A 26,872-nucleotide genomic window follows, 5' to 3' on the forward strand; every position below is an offset into this window, starting at 1 on the left:
CTGACGTGCTGTCAACCGCTTATGCATAGCGTTAACTTTCTATAAATAAGGAGATACATTATGACGATAACTGAAATAAAAAAGATGTCTATTATTGAGCGTTTACAAGCAATGGAAGAATTATGGGATTCATTGTGTCATGAAGAAAATGAAATCGAATCACCAGAATGGCACAAAGAAATACTTGAATCTAGAAGAAAGAAAATTGAAAAAGGGGAGGCTGAATTCATATCCTTGGAGGATTTAAAAGCAGGTAATTACAAATGAAGCAACGGGCGGTATTTCTTTTAAAAGAAGCTACTGTAGATTTGGAAGAAGGAAGGCTTTTTTATGATTTGCAAGAAAAGGGTGTTGGTGATTATTTTTTTGATTGTCTGATTTCTGATCTTGAAAGTTTAAAATTTTATAGTGGAATTCATAGTAAAAAGTTTGGGTTTTATCGAATGTTTTCAAAAAGATTTCCATTTGCTATTTACTATGAAATAGATAAAGATATTGTAGAAGTAGTTGCCATATTAGATATGAGACGCAATCAATCTTTGATACAAAGTAAATTAGGAAAAAGAAAAAGCTAACCATTTAATTCAGGTGACGCAAAAGGCGGCGCACCTGATTATTATGTTAGCCATTAAAATGAGGAAGCTATCTTTGATCTCTTTGTCACATATAAATGAACGGCCATTTTATGACCCTCCTTATGAAAGTCCCCCGGAGGACATATTTGCTTTAACTATAATCAAATATTTAAATACGTCTATTGCTTTCCAGAAACAAGTAGAAGTTGCTACGATTTGCGGCAAGTTTAGAATAGATTTTATTGCTGATTGTGGATCAAAAAAGGAGGTCACGGTGTCCGGAGTCCTGTCGATGGGCTGTAGGTCGGTTTATACAGTCTGTATAAACCGGAATGGGCTATTTGGCCAATAGGTAGGAAGTATTTAATGTGAAACAAGTTACAACTCTCAACAAGAAGATACGGCAATCTCTTATATATCGAGACAGTCTGTGTTTGCCGTTTTATACAGACTGTATAATTATTGTTATAATTAAAAAAAGGAAAGGAAAAATGGGATTAGTAAATACAAAAATCATATTAAAAAATCCAAGAAAACCTGACCTAACTCCTATTGAAGTTGATGCACTTGCAGATACTGGTTCTGTTCACTTATGTATTCCGGAACATTTAAAAATTCAGCTTGAACTAGAAGAGATAGATAAAAAAGATGTAACACTTGCAGACGGAAGTGAAAAACTTGTCCCTTATGTAGGTCCCATAGAACTTAAATTTAAAAATCGTACTGGTTTTTGTGGTGCGCTGGTAATGGGAGATCAAGCCTTATTAGGCGCTATTCCAATGGAAGATATGGACTTAGTTGTTATTCCAAAGACAAGGGAGGTTGCCGTAAATCCTTTGAGTCCTAACATAGCTACTTCTATTGCAAAAAAATTATAACAATGCCATGCACTGCACTGCATAAAACAACGGGTCACACCTTGATTAGCGATTTAAGTTCTTCTAATCGTTTATTCATTTTATCTTCTTTAGATATCCCAGTAGATAATTATTTCATATTTGCTCATTTGGAATGTTTTCATCTGAAGTTCCGCGTAAAATTTGAATCAGAAGCTTTTCGTGTTTGCCCATTATATTTTTAGAATATAACATACCACATAACCGTATAAGTAAGAACATGGTCATATTTTCATTATTTGCAAATTTTTGCCAGAGACAGCAGCTCGTCCTGTGAGATGTAAAGAGACTGTGCGCGTTCAATTCCTTTTCCCCGATCACAAAGCAAGTCGCCTCTGCCTAGCAATAATTCCCCACCGGCATGGTCAAGGATAATTTTTGAATTGGTGGCAGTGGTCACTTTCATACAAATCTTTAAGGGCAGATTGGCCTTTACAATGCCGGTCACGATGTTTCTGTCCGGTCTCTGCGTGGCGAGCACTAGATGAATGCCTGCTGCCCTGCCTTTCGCCGCTAATCGGGCAACCAGTTTTTCAAATGCCTCTTTCTCCTTTTTTCCCTGAAGCACCAGGTCTGCAAATTCATCAAAAAGAATAATATAAAAGGGAATGTCTTTTCTCCCTGCTTTTATGCGACTGCCCAGATCCTTAAATCCCTCTTCCGCCAACTGTTTATAGCGGTTCTCCATTTCATGTACCGCCTTCTCTAAACAGGCAATAGCCTCTGTAACATCATGGATAACCGGTTCTGCCAAAAAAGGAGAGGCCTTTAATGCTCCAAAAGTCAAAATTTTTGGGTCAATTAGAGAGAGTTTGAGGGTTTCCGGACTGTTCTTTTTCTATAATGAGCCTACCAGTGATTTTAAAAATTCGCTTTTACCACTGCCTGAAGCCCCTGCAACCAGTGCATGAGCCGTATTGGAATCTGCGAAATCAGCGAAAAACATCTCGTTATTCACACCTACCCCTATTGGAAAAGAAACACATTCATTCCCTTTTGCATCTTCCGGATGTTTTCCCCTGTCGCTCCAATATATGACATCAGGCCTTTCTTTTGGTATATCAATGGATACATAGCCCACTGAAGGTTCTATCCTGGGGGCTGAATTTAAACTTAATGCGACCTGTAAATCGTCAGCCCTGTTTGCCAATGAAATAACTTTCACCCCTGAATCCGGTTTTATTTTATATCGCACCAGTTGGGGCGCTTCCTGTTTATCAACTATTTCGATTTTAAGCCCGAAATCAGCATAGGTTTGTTTAATTTTTGTGGCAAATTCATCTATGCCATTTTTTTCTACACGTGCACATTTGCCCATTTCCTTGCCTGCCAGCTCATGCAAAACCGGCAAAACACTATTATGAAAAAGTTCGGTAAGCTCTTTATGTGTTACAACAACTTCCCGAAAATCCGGTTCATAATATTCAAGGGCGCCATTACATGTAACTTCAGGTTTTAGCTTTTTTAACAATTCTGCATAAATAGCCAACTGTAAAAGGTCATGCCCTCTGTTGTCGCCTTTCGTAAGTTTGTAATCTACAATTTCAATTCCTCGTGCAGGATATACCCTTACCGAATCCAATTGGCCGGAAACAAAAACGGAATGATCACCGACCTTATACTGGATATCCTTTATGTGAAACTCATTCGTTAAATATATATCCTTCCAGGAATGAAAATTCATTATTTGATCACGTAAGGTAACAGTACGATCACAGAAGGCCTTTAATGCCTTTGCAAGATAGTGCGCAGATTCTAATTTGTTATTATTCAGCTCTTCGTTTATCTCGCTCTCTGCAAATCTGGTATACATTTCATCCCAGATCAAATACCTGTCTTTGAGGTTCACGGTAATGGTGTTATTTTCTGGCAGTGATAACCAATCTAAAAATTTCTTCACGATGTTGTGAAATTTGGTTCCGTAAACAGCTATTGAATTTGGAGGATGCTTAGGAGTTGTCGGAGGATTTTCACCTGCAAGCCATCTGTCTTTCCAATCGTTGTCCAGACAGGCATGTTTTAATTCTGTTACTGTTATCGATTTGACTGCCATTGCAATATAGTCATACGGGGACTTTGATAAACCTTTATTTGCGGAGTTTTCGTACAAATATCTAAAATCTTTTCTTTATCCAATGACTTTGACAAATTCATGAGTAATTCGTCTAAACTTAACACCTTTTCCTTTTTGATATGTGCCGTAATCTCATCTACAACACGTTCTGCCGGACTTATGTTATCTTCATCTTTTTTTTCCTTTTCTATTCCGGCTGAGAGATCACCAATAATTGTATCCCAAAACCACGTAAACCTTTTTCTTATAAATGATAAAACCTCATCGCGTGAATATGGTATGTCACCTTCTACCGCATCTCTGTAAAGTTCATTAGCAGCATAAATATTTATCACCATATCTTTCTTTAAATCTACTATATTGAAAAACTCTTTTTTAGCCTCTTCTATTTCTGACCCGATTATTTTCCACGTTGGTTTGGGTATCTTCGGCAACTCAAACGTTCGCACCATGACCGCTGTTAATCCCGTTTGAGATCTTGTGTATCTTTTCGCCTCCCTTACAATTGATCGCCATCTCATACTATTGGAACCCGATTCTAATCCAAATATAATAGAACGAGTATTGAATAACCAGTGAATGGAAAAATATCCCTTTTCTGTTTTATGTTTTTTTACCGTAATTCCGGTAATGCCCTTAGACACTTCAAAGATCATCCAATACAGGATATCCGGACAAAAACATGTCTTTTTGGCTGTGATCTGATATCTTCTAAACTTTTCTCAAAATAATATTCAAGTGACGATACTTTAACTTCTCTGTTTTTTTCAATATCCCATTGATCCCTGCACGCATTTATAAAACGGCGAATCCCTATTTGGGTACTGTCTTTAAATAAATTATTGAACCATTTTTCATCAGCAAAAAGTTGTACCTCTGCGCTGCCGGGATTAAAGAGATGCAGTCTTTGTTGAATAAGCTCTTTACCCTGTTCTTTATTTATTCCTGCAAGCTCAAAACGTTTATGAAATCTATGTTTATGGGCCTCCTCCATAGACGCCAGGATTGTCTTTTCCCAGACATGCTGATTTGCCGTTACTACAGTCATCTGGTTTGGACATGTACTCACCATGTTCTCAATCACTATCCCAAAAGACCTCACAAGCTCCGGATTTTTACCATTTTATTTAAGCGGTTTTCGGAGTGGCATGGGATTGTCCAAAAAGTAAGTTTTTGCAAATTTATCCCCCCCATTAAGCCTGTATAATAACTGGCTATCACCACAAATGGGTTTAAAACACCTTTTGTGGTGATACTTCTCCACCTGTACTTTTTGGACAACTACGTGCCTAACTTGATGCTAAAGTAAAAATGAATAATCGTATTTTACTATCCAATTAATGTATTTTCTATTGTTTTTACTTAATCTTTGAAAGCCCAATTGAAAAAAAACGCAACATATTCCCTTTTGCCTATAACCACTCGTATGAAACAATTGCTCCCGGCTATTAATCGGGAGCAATTGTTTCATTTGGCGAAAGAGTCACATAAAAAAAGTATTTAAAATCGCATCATACTGTGTTATTATTCATTTTCATAGTGTTTACGCCAATGTTTTTCAGAAAGAAACACTGACATGAAAAGATACCTCAATACAAGAACATCAACAAAACACCTACAGTTTGACTACATTAATAATAGATAAAATAAAAGAATTAAAGAAAAAAAGAAATGCAATAATACTTGCGCACAACTATCAAAGGGGTGAAGTACAGGATATTGCCGATTTCGCCGGGGATTCCCTGGGATTATCACAACAGGCCGCCAAAACTGAGGCGGAAATGATTGTTTTCTGCGGGGTACACTTCATGGCAGAAACTGCATCAATTCTTTGTCCCGGCAAATTGGTGCTTTTGCCTGATGAAAATGCAGGCTGCCCGATGGCAAATATGATTACCCGGAAGGAACTTATTCTGAAAAAAAAGGAGTTTCCCGGTGCAAAAGTTGTTTGCTATGTAAACAGTACCGCCGCAGTAAAAGCTGAGAGCGATATCTGTTGCACGTCATCTAACGCAATAAAAATCGTATCTTCATTTCCCAAAGAACAGGAAATACTATTTGTTCCGGATAAGAGTCTGGGAGGGTATGTATCAAAACAGCTCAACCGCCCCATGATTCTTTGGGAGGGCTACTGCCCAACACACCACAGGATACTGGCAGAACATATTGTAAAGGCAAAAAAGGAACATCCACAGGCGAAAATCGTGGTGCATCCTGAATGCACACCTGATGTTATTGAGCTGGCTGACCATGTTGCAAGTACGACAGGAATCGCAAAATATTGCAGGGAATCCAGTGCAGGCAAATTTATAATCGGAACTGAGGTCGGTCTTTTACATCGTCTAAAGAAAGAGAACCCGCAAAAATCATTTTTCGCAGTTACACCGCTTTCCGATTGTCCCAATATGAAGCTCATTAACCTGGAAAAGGTATTGTGGGCTTTGGAAGACCTTGTATATGAAGTCAAGGTCGCTGAGGATATCGCGCAAAAGGCACATTCCGCTATCCAAAAAATGCTGGATTTATCGTAAATTTTCAGTGGAATATATTCAAATACACCTTGCTGAAATTAAAAATTTTATCACCGTTGAATAGTATGGATACGAAAGAAAAACTTAATAAATTAAGAGACTATGCAGAGGCATTGGAAAGTGTTGTCGTTGCTTTTTCAGGGGGAGTGGACAGCTCGCTTGTCGCAAAAGTTTGTTTTGATGTTTTAGGCGGAAAAGCCATGGCAGTCACTGCCCGTTCAGAAACATATCCCGCCTTTGAATATGAAGAGGCGACAAAAATAGCAAAGGAGATTGGTATCTCCCATATGACCATCCATACCAGCGAACTTAATATTAAGGGCTTTGCTGAAAATCCCACGAACCGGTGCTATTTTTGCAAATCGGAATTATTTGGAAAACTAAAAGACATTGCAATGGCACGGGGATTCAAAAATGTTGCGGATGGTGCCAATTTTGACGACACAAGTGAACACAGGCCCGGGCTTGAAGCTGCAAAGGAACTCAGCGTACGCAGCCCTTTAAAGGATCTCGGATACAGAAAATCTGATATACGCGAAATATCACACTATCTCAATCTCTCAAACTGGGATAAACCATCGTACGCCTGCATGTCATCCCGCTTCCCCTATGGAGAAGCTATTACTGAAGGCAAATTAGTTCTCGTCGCCGCCGCAGAAGATTATTTGCGAAGCATCGGGCTGCGACAATTTCGCGTCAGGCATCACGATACCATAGCAAGAATTGAGATTCTGCCGGAAGACTTTCCCAAATTATTACAAAATGGCAAAAGGACGGAATTAATCAATACATTCAAGGAAATAGGATATAAGTACGTCACTCTTGATATAGAAGGATACCGTAGCGGCAGTATGAATGAGGTGCTTAAACAATAAAGCGCATACTTCTTTATCCGCCTTAGCGGAACGGTCTGTTCTTCTCTTCTTTTAAATCAGTGTTAATCTTTAATCTTTTTGCCACAACTTTTCCAAACCAAGCTTTTCCAGACCAAGTTTTTCTTTTAACTTATCCAATCCCTTTTCGAGTTCTTCCTTGCCGTAATAATTCATCATCGCATTGAGTACATAACTTGTATCCAACAAGGGTTTTGGATTACTCATCGTCCCGGTAATGGTAACGGGCAGGACAATATTCCCCTTTTCATTGAGAAGCGCCTTTAATGGTTTCGCTTTTTTGGTCAACTTTTCTGAATGTTCCGAAGACAATATAACTTTGCCGTTTAAATCAAGGGTCCCGGTATCAACATTGATATCCCCCTTTAGCTTTGCATCTGAACCTGGCGCATCAGGGGTATAAATATTTTCCAGATAACACTTTTTTAAATCAAGCATATCATTTAAAAGAGAAAATTCACCATCGAGAGAATCAAATCGTGTTACCTCATATTTCTCCAGCACATCTTTCTTTTCCCCTGCATATTTGTAAATTTCTTTTATCCCCAAAAGAGAATCTATTATCGTTTCCATAAAATTTACGTTTTCGATCTCTCCTTGTAACAAACGAAACGACCCATTAGCATTCGTTACCATTTTATCGTTTTTCCCCAGAGAACCGCCCATGTCAAACGATCCGGAAAAAACCCCTTTCATCATACCGCGGTATTGAGTAAAAGCATCAACAACTCCGTCTATCCTTACTGTATTTATTATAGGGCTTGCATCCCACTGCATGCTTTTGGAGTCATAGTTTCCTGTAAGTGAAATATCTCCCTCAAAGGTACGCATTTGAAAGCTCTGTATTTTCAAAATATCATCCTGAAAACTATATTTCCCCTTCGCTTCTTCAAAATTAATATCCAATACAGTCCCCTTTCCCATTTCAAGCCCCCCGTCCGCAGTGATATTGTCCGCTAGCTTCTTTGCCAATAGTTCAAAACGAATCGATTCGGCAACATCTTTGCGTTGTTTCGTATTTTCATCTTCTTTATTCTCAGAAGATGCGGGGAATTTAAACAAAAGTTTCGGGGATGAAACGTGCAGATTCACGAATGCGTCATCCAAATTGCCTTTCATATAATTCTTAATACTAACTGAACCCTCCGGTTCATATTCTTTCAACAAAGGAACAATTGCATCCCATCCCTTCAACGAAAATTCATTCGTGGTACTCTCCAAATCAAAACGAGGGTTTGCCAGACCCTCTATCGAGCCAGAACTATTAAGGGATGCATTTTGCAAATTAACCACAAAAGTTTCCAGTTGGGTAATATCTGCAATTTTATTTGCTTTTAACGATATTTGAAATGGGATATTTTTTTGTTTCTTAAATACCTCTCCATAGAGTATTTCCGCTCCCGTCATCTCCGTATGCCCGGATATTTGCATAGCATCCATACTTCCGCTTGAAGTTATCTCCATGTTTAAAGGTCCTGTGAATCGGAAATCTTGCGGCAACGCTTCTTTAAAGACAGGGTATAGTGCTAACGCTTCGTCAAGTGCATTCATTTTTGCCATGAGGGTTACATCCCATTGCGGATCTGTTTTTATATTTTCTATAGTGCCCGTCAATGAAACATTGTTATCATTCAACGCCAAATCCAATTGCTGAAAACCGATATCCCCTTTTCTGTCATCATATTTGATCTTTTCTTTCAGTGTAATATTTAAGTTTTGTATTTTTTCATCAGAGTCTTTTATGGACATTACAAGTTTTTCGCCCTGAATCATAGACTCTAAATCCAATCCTGAATGAACAGACCCCTTCATATTTGCCGTCATAGACAATATTCCTTCAAGGGGGGATAACATTAAACCATCGGGAATATAGGGGGCAAATTTGTGGAGGAATACATTTTGTACGGAAACGTGAATGTCCATAGCAAGACCCCCAATATCCATATTTTCTCCTACTGGCCCAACCATTCCCTTTATAAGAAGATTTTGCTCTGTCATCCCCTGTAAACCGGCTGATACATATATCCGTATCGGTTTATACAAAGACACATTTTTTAATTCTATATTTAATGAGTCAAAAACCATCGTCACCGGCGCTTCAGGAACAAAATTATCCAAAAAATGTATTTGCCCACTGTGTAAGGCGCATTGGGAAACCATTAATCCCGCCAGAAAAATGTTATGTTCGCTATCAGGTTTTTTTTCACTCCCTGATTTTTTTTCTTTCCTCTTTTCATCCTTTGCCTGCGGCTTTTCATCTTCTTCGGCATCACTTACCATATCAGAAAAATTAAACTCCCCATTTGAATTCCGAACCAGACGCACAACAGGTTCATCCATGATCAACTTTTTGATTTGTACCTTTTTCTTTAATAACGGAAACAGCGCCACCTTTATGCGAAGACTCTGCAAAGACAGAAAATCTTCACTTCCAAATTCCGGATTGTCCGCAATACGCAGTCCATTGATTTCTACCCCCAGGCCGCTGATTAGGGTAAGTTTAATATCCGCAAAATCAAACTCCCGATTCAGATAGGGCTTTGCAAGTGTAATTATCCTGTCTTTATACTTATTTAGGTCAATTACAAAGGGCGCTGCAATCACTGCTATTAAAAGAAAAACAAAAACAGATGAAAGTATGATTATTATTTTCCGCATTATAAATATTCTCCCGCGTAATACCACGTTAAGATATACCCCTGTCCGGCAGGAAGCCAGGTTATGTTCGGGGCAGTGTTATGTAATGCTATGTGTTTCCAGACAGATGCCGCCCCCGACTAAATGCTTACTGCCATTTGGACATAAAATTTAACATTTTGGAGCTTCGTAAGACAAGACATATGTCATTTCCAAAAAATTAATCTACTTGGATAAAGGTCAGGGCGGGGGGAGCATGGGGTTGAATTTAGCGAGTAGGGCGCACCCTACATTTCACTCAAAAAGTTATTCGGAAAACTACATTGTCGCAGTTTTTCAAAAAACTAAAGTGTTACAAACGGTTACAACTGGTACACATCGCATTTTTTAATAGTATCGGATTTTTGGCATTTCTGTGCGCTTTTCAGTGAATTTGCAGCAAACGTCAAAGGTGTGTAGCAAGAAAACCGCAAGGCGCACATCCTGCCTCTCTATGATTTTAAAGGTGTGAATTGATCTTGAACAGAAAGTAAAAAAAGGCAAGCAGCGTCTTTTCCCGGTTTTATTGATAAATCTTTACTTTATTGTGGCAAAATACAAATACCTTTTTTTCGTAATAATTTAGTTCTTTGAAAAAGTAGGGGCGAAGCATTTGCCAGTTTGGGTATTAACACCTTTATGACAATTTATGGCAAATGCTTCGCCCCTCACTGTGCAGCAAACATCGCTATTATTGGAATTTTTCAAAAAACAAAATTATTACTTTATCAATTGTTCCTGCATCAAAATTTACACTGCAACATATTTCTGTTCCTGAAACGTTTCATACAAACAAAAAGGCCGGCATCGTCAAGCGCCTTCTGATTACTTGTACCTGCCTACCCTTCTTCCCTTTGTACCCATTCTTCCATGATTTGCCCGCTTACTCTTCCAGCCTAATCTTTGTCTTCTTCTATCACGCATTTTTATTATCCTTTTTCAAAATAAAACTAACTATTTTTTTCCTGCTTTGCAGTATCATTCTCGATGTCTATTTTTTTCTTTGACTGTGGCGACTTGCTGCTGACGTCTTCCACGTCGTCTTCAACTCCCTTTACCCCTTTTTTAAACTCGACAATTCCTTTCCCCAAGGATTTCATTACCTCGGGAAGTCTTTTCCCAAAGATAAGAATTGCCACAATCAGGATGATAATCCACTCCCAACCACCTGGCATACCAAACATATCAATAACTCCTTCTATAAAAATTTAACGTCAGTAAAATATACTACCAGACTATTAGAAATCAATATATTTATTTTCAAAATTACTTTAGAAATATCGTTTATTAAACATTTTATCATATAAACACATTTCGCATTTTCTTGTTCATTCCCGTAATGGCCTTAATTCCCGAAGTGCGCTAACCAAAAAAGAGATATCTTCCGCCATATCTACCTGAAAAGCCATTTGTTTGTTCAGAATCGGGTGGAAAAATTCAATTCTGTGTGCATGAAGCGCCTGTCTTTCAATTATTGACTCTTCGTCAGGAGCCCTTTCCTTACCAAGTAAATCCGAGCGAAAACAAGCATCGTATTTGCTGTACATTTCATCCGCAACAACCGGATGCCCTATTGCCTGCATATGAACACGAATTTGATGTGTTCTCCCCGTCTTTGGCATTACCTTCACCAACGTATAGCCTCGAAAACGCTCGATTACCTCGTAAACGGAAGTTGCGTTTTTTCCGGTATCCCTTCTTACCGCCATCTTTTGTCTGTCCACTCTATGCCGCCCTATCGGCATATTTATTTCATTGGAATCAAATGCCACCTCGCCCTCTACAACTGCAAAATATTCCTTTTTCACAAGTCTTTTCTCAAACTGCATTGCAATATGGGAGTGTACGGCATCGCTTTTTATCACAAGCATTACCCCGCTTGTATCTCTATCCAACCGGTGAACAATACCCGCTTTAAGGGGTCCGTTAATCTGAGAGAGATTTTGGCAATAAAAAGTAACGGCATTCACAAGAGTACCGGAAGGATGTCCTCCCGCAGGGTGTACTACCATATCATATGGTTTGTTAATCAGCATTAAATAATCATCTTCGTAGATGATATTAAGAGGGATGTCTTCCGGAGTAATTTTGGTCTCTTCCGGCACAGGAACGGTAGCGGAAATCACATCGCCTTTTTTTATGAAATAACTGCTTTTGACAACGTTTCCATTTACGACAATTGCGCCCTCTTTTACTAGTTTTTGTATATACGTCCTCGAAAAGTCAGGAAAGCGGGAAGAAATAAATCTGTCTATTCTTTTACTTTCACCGACCCTCTTTATTTCCAATGTTACTTCTTTAACGTGTGCCTGGCTTTCCTGCAGCATTATATTCATTTGATTACCGATAAACGGTACCGCGAAAGAGACGCCCAAATACTATCCGGTTCTATCTCCACTGCCTTGTTGTAATTGAGAATGGCATTCTCCTTTTGGCCTAATTTATCGTAGCAGCGGCCTGCGTCCCACCCCTGTTGCGCTAAAAGAAAAACCTTATTCGATAGCAGCTTGTCATTAAATTGATTACCGGCTTCCTCTAAAAGTCCTTTTTCTTCATATGCATATCCCAGCGATTGTTTCGCCAGAAAAGCAATGGGATGGCCGCTGTATCTTTGCAAAAAATCATTATAAGTACGAATCGCTTCATCATAGTTTTTCAACTCATAATAAACATTGCCCTTCTGAAATAATATCCATGGCATTGTGCCGGAAGACGCCAAAGCCTCCTCGATGTATTCGAATGATTCAATGGCATTGTTCAATGCCTCGTTTTTATCTTTTTCGGTTTTCCCTGCCTGAGCAGCCATTGCAAGATCGCTATTGATTCTCCACATACTCTGCCATGCGGTTTCATCTTTTCTGGACTTTGCTTTAACTAAAGTTACCGTCACTGCTGCAATAGAAATAGCAACCGCAACGCCTATACCAATAAAAATTTTATATTTATTTAACACCCCAAGTATATCAGATTTTGTTTCAGTCATTTTTCTTTCTCTTTTATAAATCAATTAAAGTTTCTGCTTCTCTAAAAATATTTTCAATATCATCATCATCCAACCCTGCTGCACGAATAATCAATTCAGCATACGCACGGTCCAGCAAATCACCCGGCGCATGGGAATCTGAACCGATAACAAGCTTTGCCCCCACCTTTTTTGCCATTTTGGCGACATGGCCATTTGCGTACGCATGGCCTTTCCTGCCGGATATTTCAAGCCTTACCCCCTTCTCCTTCGCCAAACGAGCATCATCCACGGAAATAAGCCCGGGATGCGTCAAAATATCGGCGCCAGCCTCTATTGCCGCCCTGTTTGTGCCCGGAATAACGGGTTCCGTAATTGTCTCCCCATGAACCAAAACAATGAACGCACCCAACTCTCTGGCTCTCTGCACCATTAATTTTATATGTTCCAGCCTGACATGCGTTAATTCAACCCCTACGCACACCTTCATCCTGGTAGTAGATGCTATTTCCTGACATGCTTTTAATACATTAGGTATTACAATATCAATATTAGAGTAATCTGCATGATCGGTAATGGCCAGACCGCGGAAACCTTTTACCTCACAACGGCGGATAAGCTCGGAAGGCAGGAGTACCCCATCGGAAAATAGCGTATGTGTGTGCAAATCTATCATAAGTATTTTTAATGCGCCCGAGACGATTCGAACGTCCGACCTACGGTTTAGGAAACCGTTGCTCTATCCTTCTGAGCTACGGGCGCATTAGTATATAAGTCACAGTTTAACAATAAATTACAGTATTTATTGAAATATTTTTATGCAGTTTCTTACAGCATGTTACCGCTTTTGGCATGCATTTGTTATCAATAATTCTTTCCAGGCCGCTACAAAATTTCAATCGTGGTTATATTAACAAAATACTCATGAAATTTGAAACTGAAAAATAATGAGGTAGAAAAATATATCAAATGTCCAGAAGGGAATTTTACTGCATGACGCCAAAAATAACACGAAAAAAACGATTTTGAAAGATTTTAAATGATACAAAAAAGAACAGAAAATATACCTTTTTCTTCCCCTTATTTCACATGATAATACCATGTTATCACGGCAACGTCAAAGTCACCCTACGAAAGACGCGGATCAAGAATTTGTGCCAAAAGCTCCTGTCAATAAGTGGAGAAGAAAGTAAAAGGCGATAGAGTTCTCATATAAATGGACAAAAATGAGCAAAACAAGCAAAATGGAGCGTGATTATCCCTGTAATAACGAAAGAGAGAGAGAGAGAGAGAGAGAGAGTAAAAAATAAAGTGCTTTTTTGTTCTCTACATTACCAGCGAAGCATTTGAAGTGAAAGAAAAGGTCTTGCCGCAAAATTTCTGAGCGTCTTTGCAATATTTGTTACCTGGAAAAAATGAAAAAGCCCAACCACAAGATTCCTCAAAGAAGCCATTGCCCTTAGGGCATTTTTCGTGCGTATTTGAGAATGATCTTCACGGAAAGCGGTATCACGCACATAATGAAGTCCATTTTCTATTGACCAGTGTCCGCGGGAAAACTTAAGAATGGTTTTGGGACTTGCCTTTTGTTGGGTCAGGCTGGTAATACCGTAAACAATTTCCTCGGTCTTTTTGCCGGTCTTGACTTCTGTAAATATTCTATGAATGCAAAATACCTGCTTAACGTAGGGGAAAACTGCCGAGACGTTTACTGTACACTGACTCAATCGTCAATCGAACGGAGGTCATTCTTTCTTGCGCTGGAAAATGCCGCGAATGGCGTCGGTTGCACCCTTGCCAACGTCGCCGGCCCCTTCGAGTATGCCTTTACCTACGCCTGTACCGTGCTTAAACAGTTCGGTTCCCACGCCCAGCACGCCCTTGCCCAGGTCGTTGATCATATCTAGCGGCAACAGGTCTTTGCCCTGTTCCATTACACTCCTGGCGATCGCTGCCAAAATAATACCGGTCAATTGGGCAACATTAATATCTTCTTCAGTTCCGAGATTGGTCAGCATAATCGGCGCAACACGCAGCCTAACAGTGTCGGCCTGTCCGGGTATCGGCAACAGTTTGGCCTCAACAGTCACGCCGTTGATCTGAAGTTCCTTGATGCGAAGATTTTTGCCAGGTTCGTCCGGGGCGTCGTCCTTGGGCAGATTGTTGAGGATATGCTGAAGATTGTTGGTCACTCCCTTTTGTTCGATGGTCAGGTAGACATCATCCAGTTGGATTTTTTTAACCTCCACCGTATCGCTCAAGAGGGTACGAATATTAACGGAAACATAGGTATTGCCAACCTTCAGCATATTGGGATGCTGATAGCCTTCCGGGTTATCGACGATGAGTTTTTTTAAATTTAACGTTCCGTCGAAAATCGATAGCGTTACATCGTCAAGATGTACCCCAACCTGCATTGATCGTTCGGCGCCGGCCTCGATCCCCACCTTCAATGCGCGGTCGCCGAACAGCTTGGTAAGCAGAGCAACAACCGCGATCAAAACAACCAGCACCACCAGAACCGATATCAGAATTTTGGGTCCCTTTTTCATTTTTTTTCTCCCGTAAAATTAGTGTTTTTTTGCAGCAACGCCTCTTGATCTTCAACACCAAGCGATTTGACCTTGTAGGCGGCCGCATATGCCTTTTCCATAACCTTCTAACCGGTAACACGAAATAGCCCAGTGCATTATACACAACGCCATTGTTCAGTTCAAACGAAACCACACTTGAAAACTCAACCATAGCCAGCTTGTGCTGCCACCGAAAGGTCAGGGTAACGCCGGGATTGGTGTGCCTTTAATCTATATGGAATACCTGTGTGGTTGAAAATACCACCTCTGCAAGCTTAATCCTTGTGATAAATAATTTCAGTAAATTATCGCAAATATGGAAGACAGAATTACTGTTGTCCAAAAGAAGGCCACTCAGGGCATGGGCTTCAGTATTTGTGGAATACAACCAGCAAAAGGAAAGGTTAAAATCGATTGACGCCAGGCTTGTAGATTTGGTATGTATTTTTGCCCTTTGCCTTGGAAAGATACAGGGCAACATCTGCCTGTTTAAACAGGCTTTCTGAATCATTTGCATAGAGGGGGAAGATGGTGATGCCTATGCTGGCAGTAGTGTGAACTTCGTGCTTCTCAATAAGAAAGGGCTGACGTAATGCATCCAGGATTTTCTGCGCAAACAGAGCGGCATCTTCTGTCTGAGCAAGGTCTGGAATGACGATTATAAATTCATCGCCACCCATACGGGCAATCGTATCTCCTTCCCGCGAACATTGCATTAACCGTTCTGCTACAGCCTTGAGTAATAAATCACCCTTTTGATGCCCGAAGGAGTCGTTAATCATTTTAAACCCATCCAGATCAAGCATTATAATTGCAACCATATTTTCACTACGAATTGCATGTGCCATGGCTACTTTTAACCGGTCATGGAGGAGGTTCCGGTTGGGTAATTTAGTAAGGGCGTCATGATACGCCATGTGGCTGATGAGTTTTTCCGACTCAATACGTGCTATTGCATTTCCCAAAATCTCCGACATGATATTGAGCAGTGTCACATCATCTTCAGACCATTGGCCGGTAGACTTTACGTTGTCAAAACCAATAAATCCAAGTAGTTTTTTTTCTATATATATTGGGAGGATCAATATTGACTTAATAGACTGTCTCTCAAATTCAGTTCTTTCTGCGATTGCTTCATCCGGCATTTTAGAAATATCCGCCACATGAACTATTTTGCCTTCCTGCAAGTTTTTTATTGACCATGGGAATGCAATAACAGGAATATTCTGAAGGTTATTCATTTCAGGATTAACTCCCGAATCACACCACTCATGAGTATTATCAATAATAGCGCCGTTGTCCCGGAACTGAAAGAGGTATGCCCTTCCTGCCATGCACAACCTGCCGGCATCTTTCAGAGAAGCGTTAACAGCAGCATCGAAATCAGAAAGGGTTACAAATCGCCTGGAAATAGTTGCAACTGTTTTTTCAAAATCAGTTCTGTGCCTGAGTGTTTCCTCTGTCCGTTTCCGTTGGGTGATATCCAGAATTACACCTATTAAACCGGAGAGCGTGCCTTCCCGATCACAGAAAACAGCTTTATGGAAAAGGACGTCATGCACTGAACCCTTGTGGTGCTTCACGATGGCTTCGTAAACCTGACTTCCCCCGCTCTGAAACAAAGCTGCGTCAGCTTCGTGATACCGGTCTGCAAGTTCCTTAGGAGCAACTTCATAGACTGTTTTGCCAATAATTTCCTCTTTACGCATTCCTAAAAAATCCTCAAAAGCGCTGTTGCATCCGATATACTTTCCCCCTTTATCCTTGTAAAATACCGGAACAGGCATTGCTTCCATAAGTGTTTGCAGGAATTGTTCGCGATCCTTTAATATTTCTCCAACCTTTTTATGCTCTGATACTTCTTCAGTGAATTTCATTGTTTGCTCAATTACACTTTGTTCGTACACCTCCAGCAGTCGCTCCATGGCAACTACTTGATCCCTGAGATTTTGAATTTCTGCCGTATACTCAGCAACATTTCCAGGTTGAGCAAATACAGCATCCTCAAACGGCAATACCGCTATTTTTATATTTTGCGCAAGGATTTTGAAAAGATCCGCCACTTTATTAGTAATGGTACATTTCAGAAACATAATGATCGCAAAGACATCACCCGAGGGAAACAGACCACCAAATCCTATGACAGATCTTATCCCGTAGGGTACTACAAATTCTTTCTGTGCAGGAATACAAGGGCTGCCATGCGCCTCTGGCACGTAAAAGACATTACACATTTTCTCGTTTTCATCTAACAGAGTCCGCCGGCCTGGCTTGATCACCATGCCTGTATCTAACCCCAACTGCGTAATAAGGTTTTTGATCATCGGAATCTGATCTACCATCTCTTCGCTTAGAAGCGGAATCGCCCTGTGCCCTTTTGAGGTTTTTCTGGAATTCCACGCCGGGTTTTCACCAACTGTCGCAAGGAGGGTTAGGCACTTAGTCTCCGGGAAAACAGTGCTATTTCCTGACACATTTTTTGAAAAGTTTTGAAGTTCAGGGTCGAGCTTTTCAAACGTATGCGTTTTGAAAAAACGAACCAGCGAACATGCCTTATTGCCGCTCTGCCCATCAATCAAATTGACATATAAATGATTAACAATGCGATTGGCAACTTCTTCCATGTTTTTTGCGCCTTTGCCAATAGTGCGCACTACTTTACAACATTCCGTCATATCACGAATGGTAAAATTTGATACGTCATACATAGACGGCTTTTGGTTTTTTGAATTCACGGTCTTCCTCGCTTATAAATTACATTCCAGGTAACATATTAGTTGGGCGACCACAGGGCACAGGGGTCGCCCCTACGATGGCGCAACTTTGTGCGATGCTCCATTCTTCACATTTACCCATACCCGTCACTTTTTCTGCGTAATTTTTTTTCCCCCATTACACTCCCAAGCCGTCAATTACCCTTGCAGTGAACAATCATATTTGATAGCGTGCATATTATACCTGACTTAACAAATTTCCCATTCCTTATTCACCTTTTCTCATGAAAGGATTGAACTTCCAACATTACAAAATAAATTGAAATTTTAAATAATCTACAAGGGATGAGACCACCAAATATACTATAGAGGTAACTATTTATGGATAATGAACTTACAATAAAAATTGCCGGTGAAGCAGGCCAGGGATTGCAAACTGTAGGAGGGGCATTATGTAATGTGTTCAAAAATGCCGGGTTCTATATTTTTGCTGCCCAGGATTACATGTCAAGGATACGGGGAGGTAATAATTTTTATCAAATAAGAATCTCAGATAAACACCTCCATACACTCCGCCAAAACTCCAACATCATGGTAGCCTTTGATAATAAAAGCGTTAATCTCCACAGAAAAGATATATCAGAAAATGGGGTAATTGTCCTCGATAAAAAGAGATTTAATATTACTGAAGAAGATAGCGCATTTTTTGATATCCCTATGTACAACATAGCAAAGGAGGTTGGAGGGAACGAGATATTTGTTAATTCAGTTGCTTGTGGATTTTTGGCAGAAATGACCGGCGTGGACTTTAGTTACGTAGATAATGTATTGAGAACTGCATTCGCCGATAAGAAAAAGGACCTCATAGATAAAAACAGAGAAACCGCTCAGGCCGGATATGATTTTGCCAGAAATAATTTTAAACGGGATATCTTCAAAATAAAAAAAGGCAATGCTAAAGACACCCTTTTATTGACCGCATGTGATGCGATAGGATTGGGGGCAATTAAAGCAGGGTGTAAATTCTATTCCGCATACCCCATGACGCCTTCCACCGGCCTTGCAAACCTTATGGCACAATATGCAAAAAGATTTAACATAGTTGTCGAACAGGCAGAAGATGAGATTGCGGCAATAAACATGATAATAGGGGCATCCTTTGCAGGGGTGCGGTCAATGACCGGTACTTCCGGTGGGGGATTTGCCCTTATGGTAGAAGGCTTAAGCCTTGCCGGCATGACGGAAACCCCCATTGTAATTTATGAAGGGCAGAGACCCGGCCCCGCAACCGGTTTTCCCACACGAACAGAACAGGGGGATCTTGATTTTCTCATTTCTGCAGGCCATGGCGAATTTGCAAGGCTAATATTCTCTCCCGGTTCAATAGAAGAGGCATTTTACTTAACCATAAAGGCCTTTAATATGGCAGAAAAATACCAGATACCTGTAATTATCATGTCAGACCAGCATTTAACAGACTCTTATAGAAATATCGAAATGTTTGATTTGGATAAAATAAAAGTACAAAGATATATTTTATCAAAGGAAGAGTCTAAAAAGGTGAAAGATTACAAACGATATCAAATCACCGAGTCAGGCATTTCACCCAGGGCAATACCCTCGTGGATAGAAGACCCTGTCTATGCAGATAGTGATGAGCATACAGAAGAAGGACACATAACCGAAGATGCGGGGATACGCACCATGATGGTTGAAAAAAGATTTTACAAAAAGATGGCAGGCCTTTCGAACGAAATAGAGAAGCCGAAAGCGTTTGATGTAGAAGGCGCCGATTGTATTCTCATTGGTTTCGGTTCTACCTACGGTGTATTAAAAGAAACAAAGGAATCAATCGCTGATAAAAAAATAGGGTACATTCATCTGCCTCAAGTCTGGCCTTTCCCATCTGCCGATATGATTGAATTACTGGAGGGAGCGAAAAATATCATTGTTGTAGAAAATAATGCCGGAGCCCAACTTGCAAGATTATTAAAACGGGAAACCGGGATTCAAGCCAATAGATCTATATTAAAATTTGACGGCAGACCTTTTAATTTAGACTTTCTTATCCAGCAAATCAGACAGGAGATATAATTATGGTAGAAGTTAAGGATATTAAAAGCAGCGAAGAGATAGCCTGGTGCCCCGGTTGTGGTAATTTCGGTATCCTTAATGCGGTAAAAAAATCTGTTGCCAAACTTGGCAGGGATTTGAAAGACGTCTTATTTGTTTCCGGAATAGGCCAGGCCGCAAAACTACCCCACTATATCAGATGCAACTGTTTTAACGGCCTTCATGGAAGGGCGCTGCCGGTTGCCGTTGCAGCAAAAATTGCAAATCACAAATTAACAGTAGTGATTACTACCGGAGATGGTGATTGTTATGGGGAGGGTGGGAATCACTTTATTCATAATATACGAAGAAATTTAGACATAACGTTGATAGTTCACGATAACCAAATATACGGCCTTACAAAAGGGCAGGCATCACCAACAACAGATCCGGGATATCAAACAAAATTCCAACCTGAAGGGGTAATTGAAGAACCTCTTTGTCCCCTGGAAATGGCGATTGCTATTGGGGCAGGATTTGTTGCAAGGGGATATGCTGCAGATTATGAACATCTTTCCTGGCTCATCCTTGAAGGAATAAAATATAAAGGTTTCGCTCTCATAGATGTATTGCAGCCCTGCGTATCATTTAATAAAAAGAACACCTTCGAGTGGTACTCTAAAAGAATTTACAAAGTTAACGATGATGAATCATACAATCCGGAAGACAAGATGCTTGCTTTTCAGAAGTCCTGTGAATGGGGAGACAGGATCCCAATTGGTATAATTTACAGGGCAGAAAAGAAGACCTTTGAAGAAAAGACCGGGCTTACTGAAAGGTCCCCTCTTGTGGAAGAGCAGATAGAGAATATAGATATAAGCGACATAGTACGGGAGGATTTCACATAACTATGTGCAAAGATTAAAGTCCAAGTCCATGTTGATAAATATCCCATAGTTGCTTATGCATTTTTTTTGGTACGAAGTTAAAGTCTTTATATGACCACACAGTTACGGTAGACTGGATAAGCCCCATAAAAACCATAGCAGATATCCTGGGATTGATGTCCTTTTTTATTAATCCCAATTTGACGCCGCTTAAAAGCAGTTTCTCTATTTTCCGCAGGTACTTCTGGATAAGCTCTAATATCTTTTTGCGTATGATTGGATCGCTAAACTGCATGGCTCCCATAATGACAATAAAGGAAGTCTTCCGGCGATTTTTGGCTAAAGTAAGTTGGGCAAGTAAAATATTATTTAAATTTTGAATGGGGTTTTCATCCGTCATTGCATTGTCAACAGTATCCATAAGAGTTTCTTCTACATTATCTATCAATAAGCTCAGTATATCCCTTTTACTCTTAAAATGCCGGTAAATAGCCCCTTTGGTGGTTCCCATTTCTTCAGCTATTTCGCTTATGGTAACATGTTCAATCCCTTTTGAAGATATAATAGCCCGAATAATATCTACAATTTGCTGTCTCCTGATCTTCGTAGATTTTCTTACTTGCACACATGACCCCCCTTCTGTATATGAATTACAACAGGACTATATAACTTATCTATTGTTCTATGCAAAAACGAAGGAATTATAAATAAAAATATGCAAGATTGAAAATGAAACTTAATTTTTAAGGCAAGATAATGTAAGGGACGGTACTATTCATTCCCGTGCGGCAATTATAGCATTTCTTAAGAATGCTGATGGATGAATAAGGCCTTCGGTGACTTTTTCATGTAGAGCGAAGAGATTCTTCGCTCTACATTCGCAAGATTGAAATTCCTAAACGTTAAATGTAGAGACGCATGCAATGCGTCTCTACAAAAATATTGAAATCCCTATGCTGGCATAGCCAGAACCAAACAAGCACGAGATAAAAAATACAAAGCACGAAACAAATTCCAAAATCCTCCCCCTTACCCCCTCCAAAGGAAGAACATGTCCCCCGCTGGCGGGGGTGCAGGGGGTGGATCGGTATTTAGCATTTCGGATTTAACCATTAAATATTCAGCCAAAAAATGCAAAAGAATTACTGCTAAGGTACTAAAACAGTCTTGAACATTTTTTTTGAATTTACACGACGTTTCGGTGAATCCTATCACCGAAACGTCACAGGGAGATACTTTCTATAAAAATCACCCATTTCCATTTACCCATTGCCGCTTTGTGCTTCCAGCCTTCACTACATTACATTGCATTTGCTACTTTTCTATGTGCATTTACCATGGTTTTTTTCTCCATAAAAGAAAGGCACATAAGACAAACGAGGGATACGAATATAAACCCGAGAGCATAATTATTGGTGTAATCTTTAATTGTGCCTAAAATTATAGGGAGAAAGAAGCCTCCGAGACCTCCTGCTGCACCTACAAGGCCACCCACAGCCCCGGTATCTTTTGGATAATATTCCGCTACCAGCTTGTATACGACACCATTGCCAATACCCAGACAAGTGCCCATAATATAAAACACCGCAAGTGCGGTTATTAATGATAAGTTGAAATTTAGGAATACCGCTATGAAAAGTACGGTTACTGTAAGCAGTACCATTATTTTTCTTCCATCAAACTTATCACCCAGATAGCCACCCAGGATTCGGGTAAATGATGAGAGAAATACAAATATAGAGGTGAAGCTACCGGCCTTTACCGGCGAAATATGATAAAAGTCATATAAATACGTCGGCAACCATACTGAAAAGCATACGAAGAATCCAAAGAACATGAAGTAAAAAAGGCAAAAGATCCAGGCCAATCTGGAAGATTTATAAAGTTTGAGTTTGTCACTCAGGGTTGAAACCTTTAAATTGGCAGGTTTTGGGGCATTGGATGTAAAAAACCAGTAGACAAACGCCATGAGAAGTAATGGAAATGAATAAATAATAAATACCTTATTCCATCCCAAAGATTCAGCAAGAAGTGGCGCTCCAAATGCAGCAAGGGCAGTACCCGCGTTTCCCACGCCATAAACGCCTAATGCAAAGCCTTGTTTTTTCTTTGGATACCATTCTGAAACATGCGGAATTCCAACAGCAAAGGAAGATCCTATTAAACCGAAAAAGAATCCGCACACTAACAAAGAACCATAACTACGGGCAAAACCGGTAAAAAACAGAGATAAGAATCCAAACAGAAGCATAATCGTAAAAACAAGTCTTCCGCCATACTTGTCTGTCACAATACCCATAGGAATTTTTGCGAGGGAACCAAGTAATACCGGCGTAGCAAGTAATACTCCCACCATTGTAGAAGACAGATTAAATTCTCTCTGAAAATATATTGCTAAAGGTGCAAATAATGTCCAGCCGGCAAAGCATAGCGCAAATGCCAGGGTTGCAAGTATCATTACCCTTGTATTGCCATTTGGCGTTTGTATTTGTTCATTCGCTGACATATTCATATTCATAAAAAATCTCCTGATTAATTACTATTTACCGTCTTGATTAATTTAATTGTGTTTTGTTGACGATATTAAAAATAATTACATTTCAAACAATTGTTAACATGCATGCTGTACTGACACGAAAAAAATCCTCAGTCCTCAGTCCTCAGTCCTCAGTCGGCAATCCTCAATCTGCAATCGGCAATCTGCAATTTGCCGACTGTAGATTGCCGATTGCCGACTGCATAAAGTACTATCATAATTTGTCCTTTCTAAAACGAGAATCCTCTTTAAGCAAATTATCAATCTTAATTAAATTCAATACTGTGTATTTCAACTGCATTTTTGACAAAAGTATTGCATGTATTTTTTTTGGCCCTTTGCATAAGTAACCGACAATATACTTAAATATAATAATTAAGGAAACAGCATATGTCAATAAATAAGTATACAATTGTTTACCTATTATAAACCTGCAATAACGTGAATGAGAACATATTGCCAAATAAAACTTTTAAAAAGCCAAAACGATGAATATGGGTAAGACTTTGGTGGTTTAGAACCCTGTTAGGGTTGGTGGGGGGAGGCGCATTCCCGATTTTTTGTAAATCTTCACACCTGCCTGTGGTCAGAGGGGTATTGTATCGCAAGCATCCTGTCTTATTTTAACCCTGTCAGGGTTTTTCATGCAAATTGTAGTGGCAAGGCGTGTCTTGCCACTACGAGGCAGAATCCAATAATAATGATATTGATGGTGGATTGAAAAAACTGCTCGTTCCCAAGCTCCGCCGACTGGGTCAAATGAACTTTTTTGCCTCCAAAGTGGGGATGAATTGCTATAAACTCCTGTTTTTACGCCTATTTTATCACTTTTCAGTAACAAAGTGGGGAATTACACCTACAAAATAAAGCAAAAATGCCCATTTGACCCAATCTGTAATTTTCGGGAATATAATAGCACTGGAAACTAACATTCGCGGGTTCAGGTTTGCAACCTTTCGGCTAAGCTCACGACGAAGCCTGAACGGTTGCAAACCCGAACCCGCCGGGAGTCGTGTAATGTTTACGCGGAATAGCAACCTTTATCTTTTCCTTTCGCCGCCTGCTTTCTTAGATAAAATGTTTCGATCAGGCATCTTCTCAAATCTTTTTGTAAACCATTTTGCCCCTAAACTGGCATAGCCAGAAGCAAGCAGGCACAAAGCACGAAATACGAAAGATGCACTCATTTAGAATTTCAAATCATTTTGTCATTAGAATTTGTTTGGCCATTGGTCATTGGTCAATTGTAAGATTGTAACGAATTTTTTAATCTGTGTAATATGTGGTTACGCCTGAAACCTTCACCACCTTCCGGAAGGACTCCCTTCCGCGCTTGGCTACGTCAAAAAAATCATTTGAGGGAAGCTTGAAGTGAGGCTGGGTGAGGATAAAGCTCCTAAACTTCAAACAAGATTTCAGGTTTCCATGATACGATTTCAAGGGCAAGAACAAGGGTATAAGCATGAAGTCACTGGATAAGCCCAAGAGCCCTGTCTTAGGAAACGAAGGGACACCATATTATCTACGATAAGTATGCGGTTTCACCCGCCCTTTTTATCTGACATCCCTTTGCCAGGCGCATAATTCTTCGTTATACCTTGCGACCCTTTCACTATGGGAAAGCTTAGAATAAAGGTACTGCCCTTTCCCTTTTTACTTTGCACCGTTATTTTGCCTCCATGCCGGTTGACAGTCCCATAAACAATACTCATTCCCAAACCCATGCCATATTCCTTGGTGGTAAAAAAAGGGTCAAAGATTTTTGCCTGCGTTTCTTCATCCATGCCAATGCCTGTATCTGAAATCTCTAAAACGACGCTTCCGTTTTCTTCCCTTGTAGAAAAGGAAAGCGTTCCTCCCTCTGGCATTGAGTCAAGAGCATTATAGATGATGTTAATCAATACTTCCCGCAACTCCAAAGGATTGCCATTTATGCATGAAACGTGTTTAACGCCGTCCAAATTTATGGTGTAGGTAATTCCTTTTCTCTCTGAGTGTTCCTTCCATTTTGGGCGAATTAAATCAATTGTGTTTTTTATCTCTTCCCGTAAGTCAATTGTTACAAACCCTTCACGATCTTCCTTCTCCGTAGTAAATTTATTCATACGGCGGACAATTTCAGCGCCATCCTTGATTGAACTTTGAATTAAACGTAATTCATTAAGTAATTTTTTTCTGCCTTTATTTTCCTGCATCAACATCTGTATCTTTCCGTCTATGATTGCAAGCATGTTGTTTAACTCATGCGCAATCCCTGTTGTCATAACACCTATTGCCTGTAATTTCTGCGCATGCAGCAGTTCTTGTTCCATCCGCTTGCGTTGTTGGGTGACGTCAAGCCCGTAAATATTAACATAACCTTCCTCTTTCACTGGCGTAAACGTAAAAGAATACACATGGGGGGGAAATTCGCCGTAAAACGTTATAGTTCTGCCATTGTGTAGGGCGTTATCAACCATTTTCAACCATGGTTCAGGAAGTATTTGATATACACGGCAGCCCAACAAATTCAATATGTGAGAACCGGCATTATTGGCATAGAAAATTATTCCCTCACTTGATACCCGCAACACCGGATTAGTGTCCTCACTGGGGAACTTTAACAAACTATTTAATTTTATTTCCAAATCTTTGTAGTCAGAAATATCTGTTATAGTGACAAGATATTGAATGATGTTTCCCTCTGCATCCTCAACCGCAACGCTTTCAGGCTGTGCATTAAACGGTTGATCTCCTTTAAGCATTCTCCGTTCACAGGTTTCCTTGTTTCCCATTTCAGACGCCCTTGTATGATGCATCTGTATCCTCCTTTACGATGTATTTCGATAGAGGTTTATTTGTTAACGCATGCGGCTCTATGCCCAGCATGAAAGCTCCTGCAAAGTTTGCCGCCAGAATGAACCCTTTCTCATTAAGAATAAGGTATCCCACTTCTATTAAGCGAACCTGATAGGACAAGGCATTACCCAACAAAATATCACTCTTCCGTGTACACGTTGTTTATTTCTCTGCGGATAATGCCCTCCCCTACACGACTGATGGCACGGACAAACCCTGTTTGTCCATGCCATCCTGAAAATCCAACAAATAAATGCAAGCCACTGGCGCTATTGGGAAACATCCGCCCGCTACTTCGCAAAGCGAGATGCTATAAATGTTTTCTTTCGCCAATTGTTTTCATATGTCACCAATTAGCTCGACGTCAGCTTACATACAATGAATACTCCTGTATGACGAATGTATCAATTGTTTACTGCTTATTATTCCTCGCAGGTGCAATCAGCTTTCTTTTTTCCGCATTTTTCACAAACATCCTCATTGGAAACGTCAGCACTAACATATGAAGCACTTCCTGTTTTATAACTACCCATCAACCCATCAGTCTTCTTCTCAATGTCTTTCTCTTCCTCTTCTGCGATTACTGGGCTAATGAATGCTGTGTTTAATCCAAAATAACTAAACATTAACGCCCCTGAAATAACAACACCAATACCTATCTTCTT

22 protein-coding genes, 1 tRNA gene and 1 pseudogene are annotated in these 26,872 nt (G+C 40.0%); 7 read left to right on the forward strand and 17 right to left on the reverse strand.

The window, feature by feature from the left end:
• Nucleotides 1–60 precede the first annotated feature (60 nt).
• The 3 genes from ABJL82_RS07775 to ABJL82_RS07785 all read left to right on the forward strand — a co-directional run bounded on the left by ABJL82_RS07775 (nt 61) and on the right by ABJL82_RS07785 (nt 1,453).
• On the forward strand, nt 61–267 hold the full coding sequence (locus ABJL82_RS07775) for an addiction module protein (protein WP_347274162.1): 207 nt from the start codon (nt 61–63) through the stop codon (nt 265–267).
• Nucleotides 264–575 carry a type II toxin-antitoxin system RelE/ParE family toxin gene (locus ABJL82_RS07780; protein ID WP_347274163.1) on the forward strand — a complete coding sequence of 104 codons (312 nt, stop codon included), beginning with the start codon at nt 264–266 and terminating at the stop codon, nt 573–575. Before ABJL82_RS07775 ends, ABJL82_RS07780 begins: the two co-directional genes overlap by 4 nt.
• Before the next feature lie 491 nt (nt 576–1,066).
• Nucleotides 1,067–1,453: a clan AA aspartic protease gene (locus ABJL82_RS07785; RefSeq protein ID WP_347274164.1), complete on the forward strand. Its 387-nt coding sequence runs from the start codon at nt 1,067–1,069 to the stop codon at nt 1,451–1,453.
• 253 nt (nt 1,454–1,706) lie between these two features.
• Here the strand turns inward: ABJL82_RS07785 and ABJL82_RS07790 are convergent.
• The 3 genes and pseudogenes from ABJL82_RS07790 to ABJL82_RS07800 all read right to left on the reverse strand — a co-directional run bounded on the left by ABJL82_RS07790 (nt 1,707) and on the right by ABJL82_RS07800 (nt 4,617).
• Nucleotides 1,707–3,524: pseudogene (locus ABJL82_RS07790) on the reverse strand (DNA translocase FtsK).
• Nucleotides 3,506–4,189, reverse strand: coding sequence for a hypothetical protein (locus ABJL82_RS07795; protein ID WP_347274165.1), 684 nt, complete (start codon nt 4,187–4,189; stop codon nt 3,506–3,508). The pseudogene ABJL82_RS07790 and the gene ABJL82_RS07795 overlap by 19 nt, the downstream one beginning before the upstream one ends.
• Before the next feature lie 8 nt (nt 4,190–4,197).
• A complete protein-coding gene (locus ABJL82_RS07800; protein ID WP_347274166.1) occupies nt 4,198–4,617 on the reverse strand; it encodes a hypothetical protein in 420 nt (139 codons plus the stop codon).
• 550 nt (nt 4,618–5,167) lie between these two features.
• Between ABJL82_RS07800 and nadA the strand changes: the two genes are divergently transcribed.
• Together nadA and larE are read left to right on the forward strand one after the other, a co-directional pair.
• The gene (gene nadA, locus ABJL82_RS07805; protein ID WP_347274167.1) at nt 5,168–6,076 is read left to right on the forward strand and encodes a quinolinate synthase NadA; all 909 of its coding nucleotides are present in this window, start codon (nt 5,168–5,170) and stop codon (nt 6,074–6,076) included.
• 65 nt (nt 6,077–6,141) lie between these two features.
• Nucleotides 6,142–6,951, forward strand: a complete 810-nt coding sequence (gene larE / locus ABJL82_RS07810; RefSeq protein ID WP_347274168.1) for an ATP-dependent sacrificial sulfur transferase LarE — start codon at nt 6,142–6,144, stop codon at nt 6,949–6,951.
• A gap of 69 nt (nt 6,952–7,020) precedes the next feature.
• On the opposite strand, the gene ABJL82_RS07815 is transcribed toward larE, so the two are convergent.
• From ABJL82_RS07815 to ABJL82_RS07855, 9 genes are all read right to left on the reverse strand, one after another.
• A complete protein-coding gene (locus tag ABJL82_RS07815) occupies nt 7,021–9,627 on the reverse strand; it encodes an AsmA family protein (RefSeq protein WP_347274169.1) in 2,607 nt (868 codons plus the stop codon).
• Between the two features lie 968 nt (nt 9,628–10,595).
• Entirely contained in the window at nt 10,596–10,829 is a 234-nt protein-coding gene (gene tatA / locus ABJL82_RS07820; protein ID WP_099326339.1) for a twin-arginine translocase TatA/TatE family subunit, read from the reverse strand.
• A 144-nt stretch (nt 10,830–10,973) separates the two neighbouring features.
• Complete coding sequence (locus tag ABJL82_RS07825; RefSeq protein WP_347274170.1) at nt 10,974–11,981, reverse strand: RluA family pseudouridine synthase; 1,008 nt, start codon at nt 11,979–11,981, stop codon at nt 10,974–10,976.
• Nucleotides 11,978–12,628 carry a tetratricopeptide repeat protein gene (locus ABJL82_RS07830; RefSeq protein ID WP_347274171.1) on the reverse strand — a complete coding sequence of 217 codons (651 nt, stop codon included), beginning with the start codon at nt 12,626–12,628 and terminating at the stop codon, nt 11,978–11,980. The genes ABJL82_RS07825 and ABJL82_RS07830 overlap by 4 nt, the downstream gene beginning before the upstream one ends.
• Before the next feature lie 13 nt (nt 12,629–12,641).
• Nucleotides 12,642–13,283 carry a histidinol phosphate phosphatase domain-containing protein gene (locus ABJL82_RS07835; protein ID WP_347274172.1) on the reverse strand — a complete coding sequence of 214 codons (642 nt, stop codon included), beginning with the start codon at nt 13,281–13,283 and terminating at the stop codon, nt 12,642–12,644.
• Between the two features lie 12 nt (nt 13,284–13,295).
• Nucleotides 13,296–13,369: transfer RNA gene (locus ABJL82_RS07840), tRNA-Arg, on the reverse strand.
• 569 nt (nt 13,370–13,938) lie between these two features.
• Entirely contained in the window at nt 13,939–14,334 is a 396-nt protein-coding gene (locus ABJL82_RS07845; RefSeq protein WP_347274173.1) for a transposase, read from the reverse strand.
• An 18-nt stretch (nt 14,335–14,352) separates the two neighbouring features.
• Nucleotides 14,353–15,159: an AsmA family protein gene (locus ABJL82_RS07850; protein ID WP_347274174.1), complete on the reverse strand. Its 807-nt coding sequence runs from the start codon at nt 15,157–15,159 to the stop codon at nt 14,353–14,355.
• A 425-nt stretch (nt 15,160–15,584) separates the two neighbouring features.
• The gene (locus tag ABJL82_RS07855) at nt 15,585–17,915 is read right to left on the reverse strand and encodes a diguanylate cyclase (protein WP_347274175.1); all 2,331 of its coding nucleotides are present in this window, start codon (nt 17,913–17,915) and stop codon (nt 15,585–15,587) included.
• A gap of 360 nt (nt 17,916–18,275) precedes the next feature.
• Between ABJL82_RS07855 and ABJL82_RS07860 the strand changes: the two genes are divergently transcribed.
• Nucleotides 18,276–19,988, forward strand: coding sequence for a 2-oxoacid:acceptor oxidoreductase subunit alpha (locus ABJL82_RS07860; RefSeq protein ID WP_347274176.1), 1,713 nt, complete (start codon nt 18,276–18,278; stop codon nt 19,986–19,988).
• A gap of 2 nt (nt 19,989–19,990) precedes the next feature.
• Nucleotides 19,991–20,854 carry a 2-oxoacid:ferredoxin oxidoreductase subunit beta gene (locus tag ABJL82_RS07865; protein ID WP_347274177.1) on the forward strand — a complete coding sequence of 288 codons (864 nt, stop codon included), beginning with the start codon at nt 19,991–19,993 and terminating at the stop codon, nt 20,852–20,854.
• A 13-nt stretch (nt 20,855–20,867) separates the two neighbouring features.
• Here the strand turns inward: ABJL82_RS07865 and ABJL82_RS07870 are convergent, their stop codons facing one another.
• The 5 genes from ABJL82_RS07870 to ABJL82_RS07890 form a co-directional block, all read right to left on the reverse strand.
• Nucleotides 20,868–21,458, reverse strand: a complete 591-nt coding sequence (locus tag ABJL82_RS07870; protein ID WP_347274178.1) for a TetR/AcrR family transcriptional regulator — start codon at nt 21,456–21,458, stop codon at nt 20,868–20,870.
• Between the two features lie 675 nt (nt 21,459–22,133).
• Nucleotides 22,134–23,351: an MFS transporter gene (locus ABJL82_RS07875; protein ID WP_347274179.1), complete on the reverse strand. Its 1,218-nt coding sequence runs from the start codon at nt 23,349–23,351 to the stop codon at nt 22,134–22,136.
• 1,559 nt (nt 23,352–24,910) lie between these two features.
• Nucleotides 24,911–26,167: an ATP-binding protein gene (locus ABJL82_RS07880; protein WP_347274180.1), complete on the reverse strand. Its 1,257-nt coding sequence runs from the start codon at nt 26,165–26,167 to the stop codon at nt 24,911–24,913.
• Nucleotides 26,145–26,342 (reverse strand): PAS domain-containing protein, encoded by a 198-nt coding sequence (locus ABJL82_RS07885; protein ID WP_347274181.1) that lies wholly within the window; start codon nt 26,340–26,342, stop codon nt 26,145–26,147. Before ABJL82_RS07885 ends, ABJL82_RS07880 begins: the two co-directional genes overlap by 23 nt.
• Before the next feature lie 287 nt (nt 26,343–26,629).
• Nucleotides 26,630–26,872, reverse strand: a 243-nt coding sequence (locus ABJL82_RS07890) for a hypothetical protein (protein ID WP_347274182.1), incomplete at its 5' end; no start/stop codon positions are given.

The sequence above is a fragment of the Candidatus Kuenenia sp. genome, from assembly GCF_039794105.1.
Taxonomy (GTDB): domain Bacteria; phylum Planctomycetota; class Brocadiia; order Brocadiales; family Brocadiaceae; genus Kuenenia.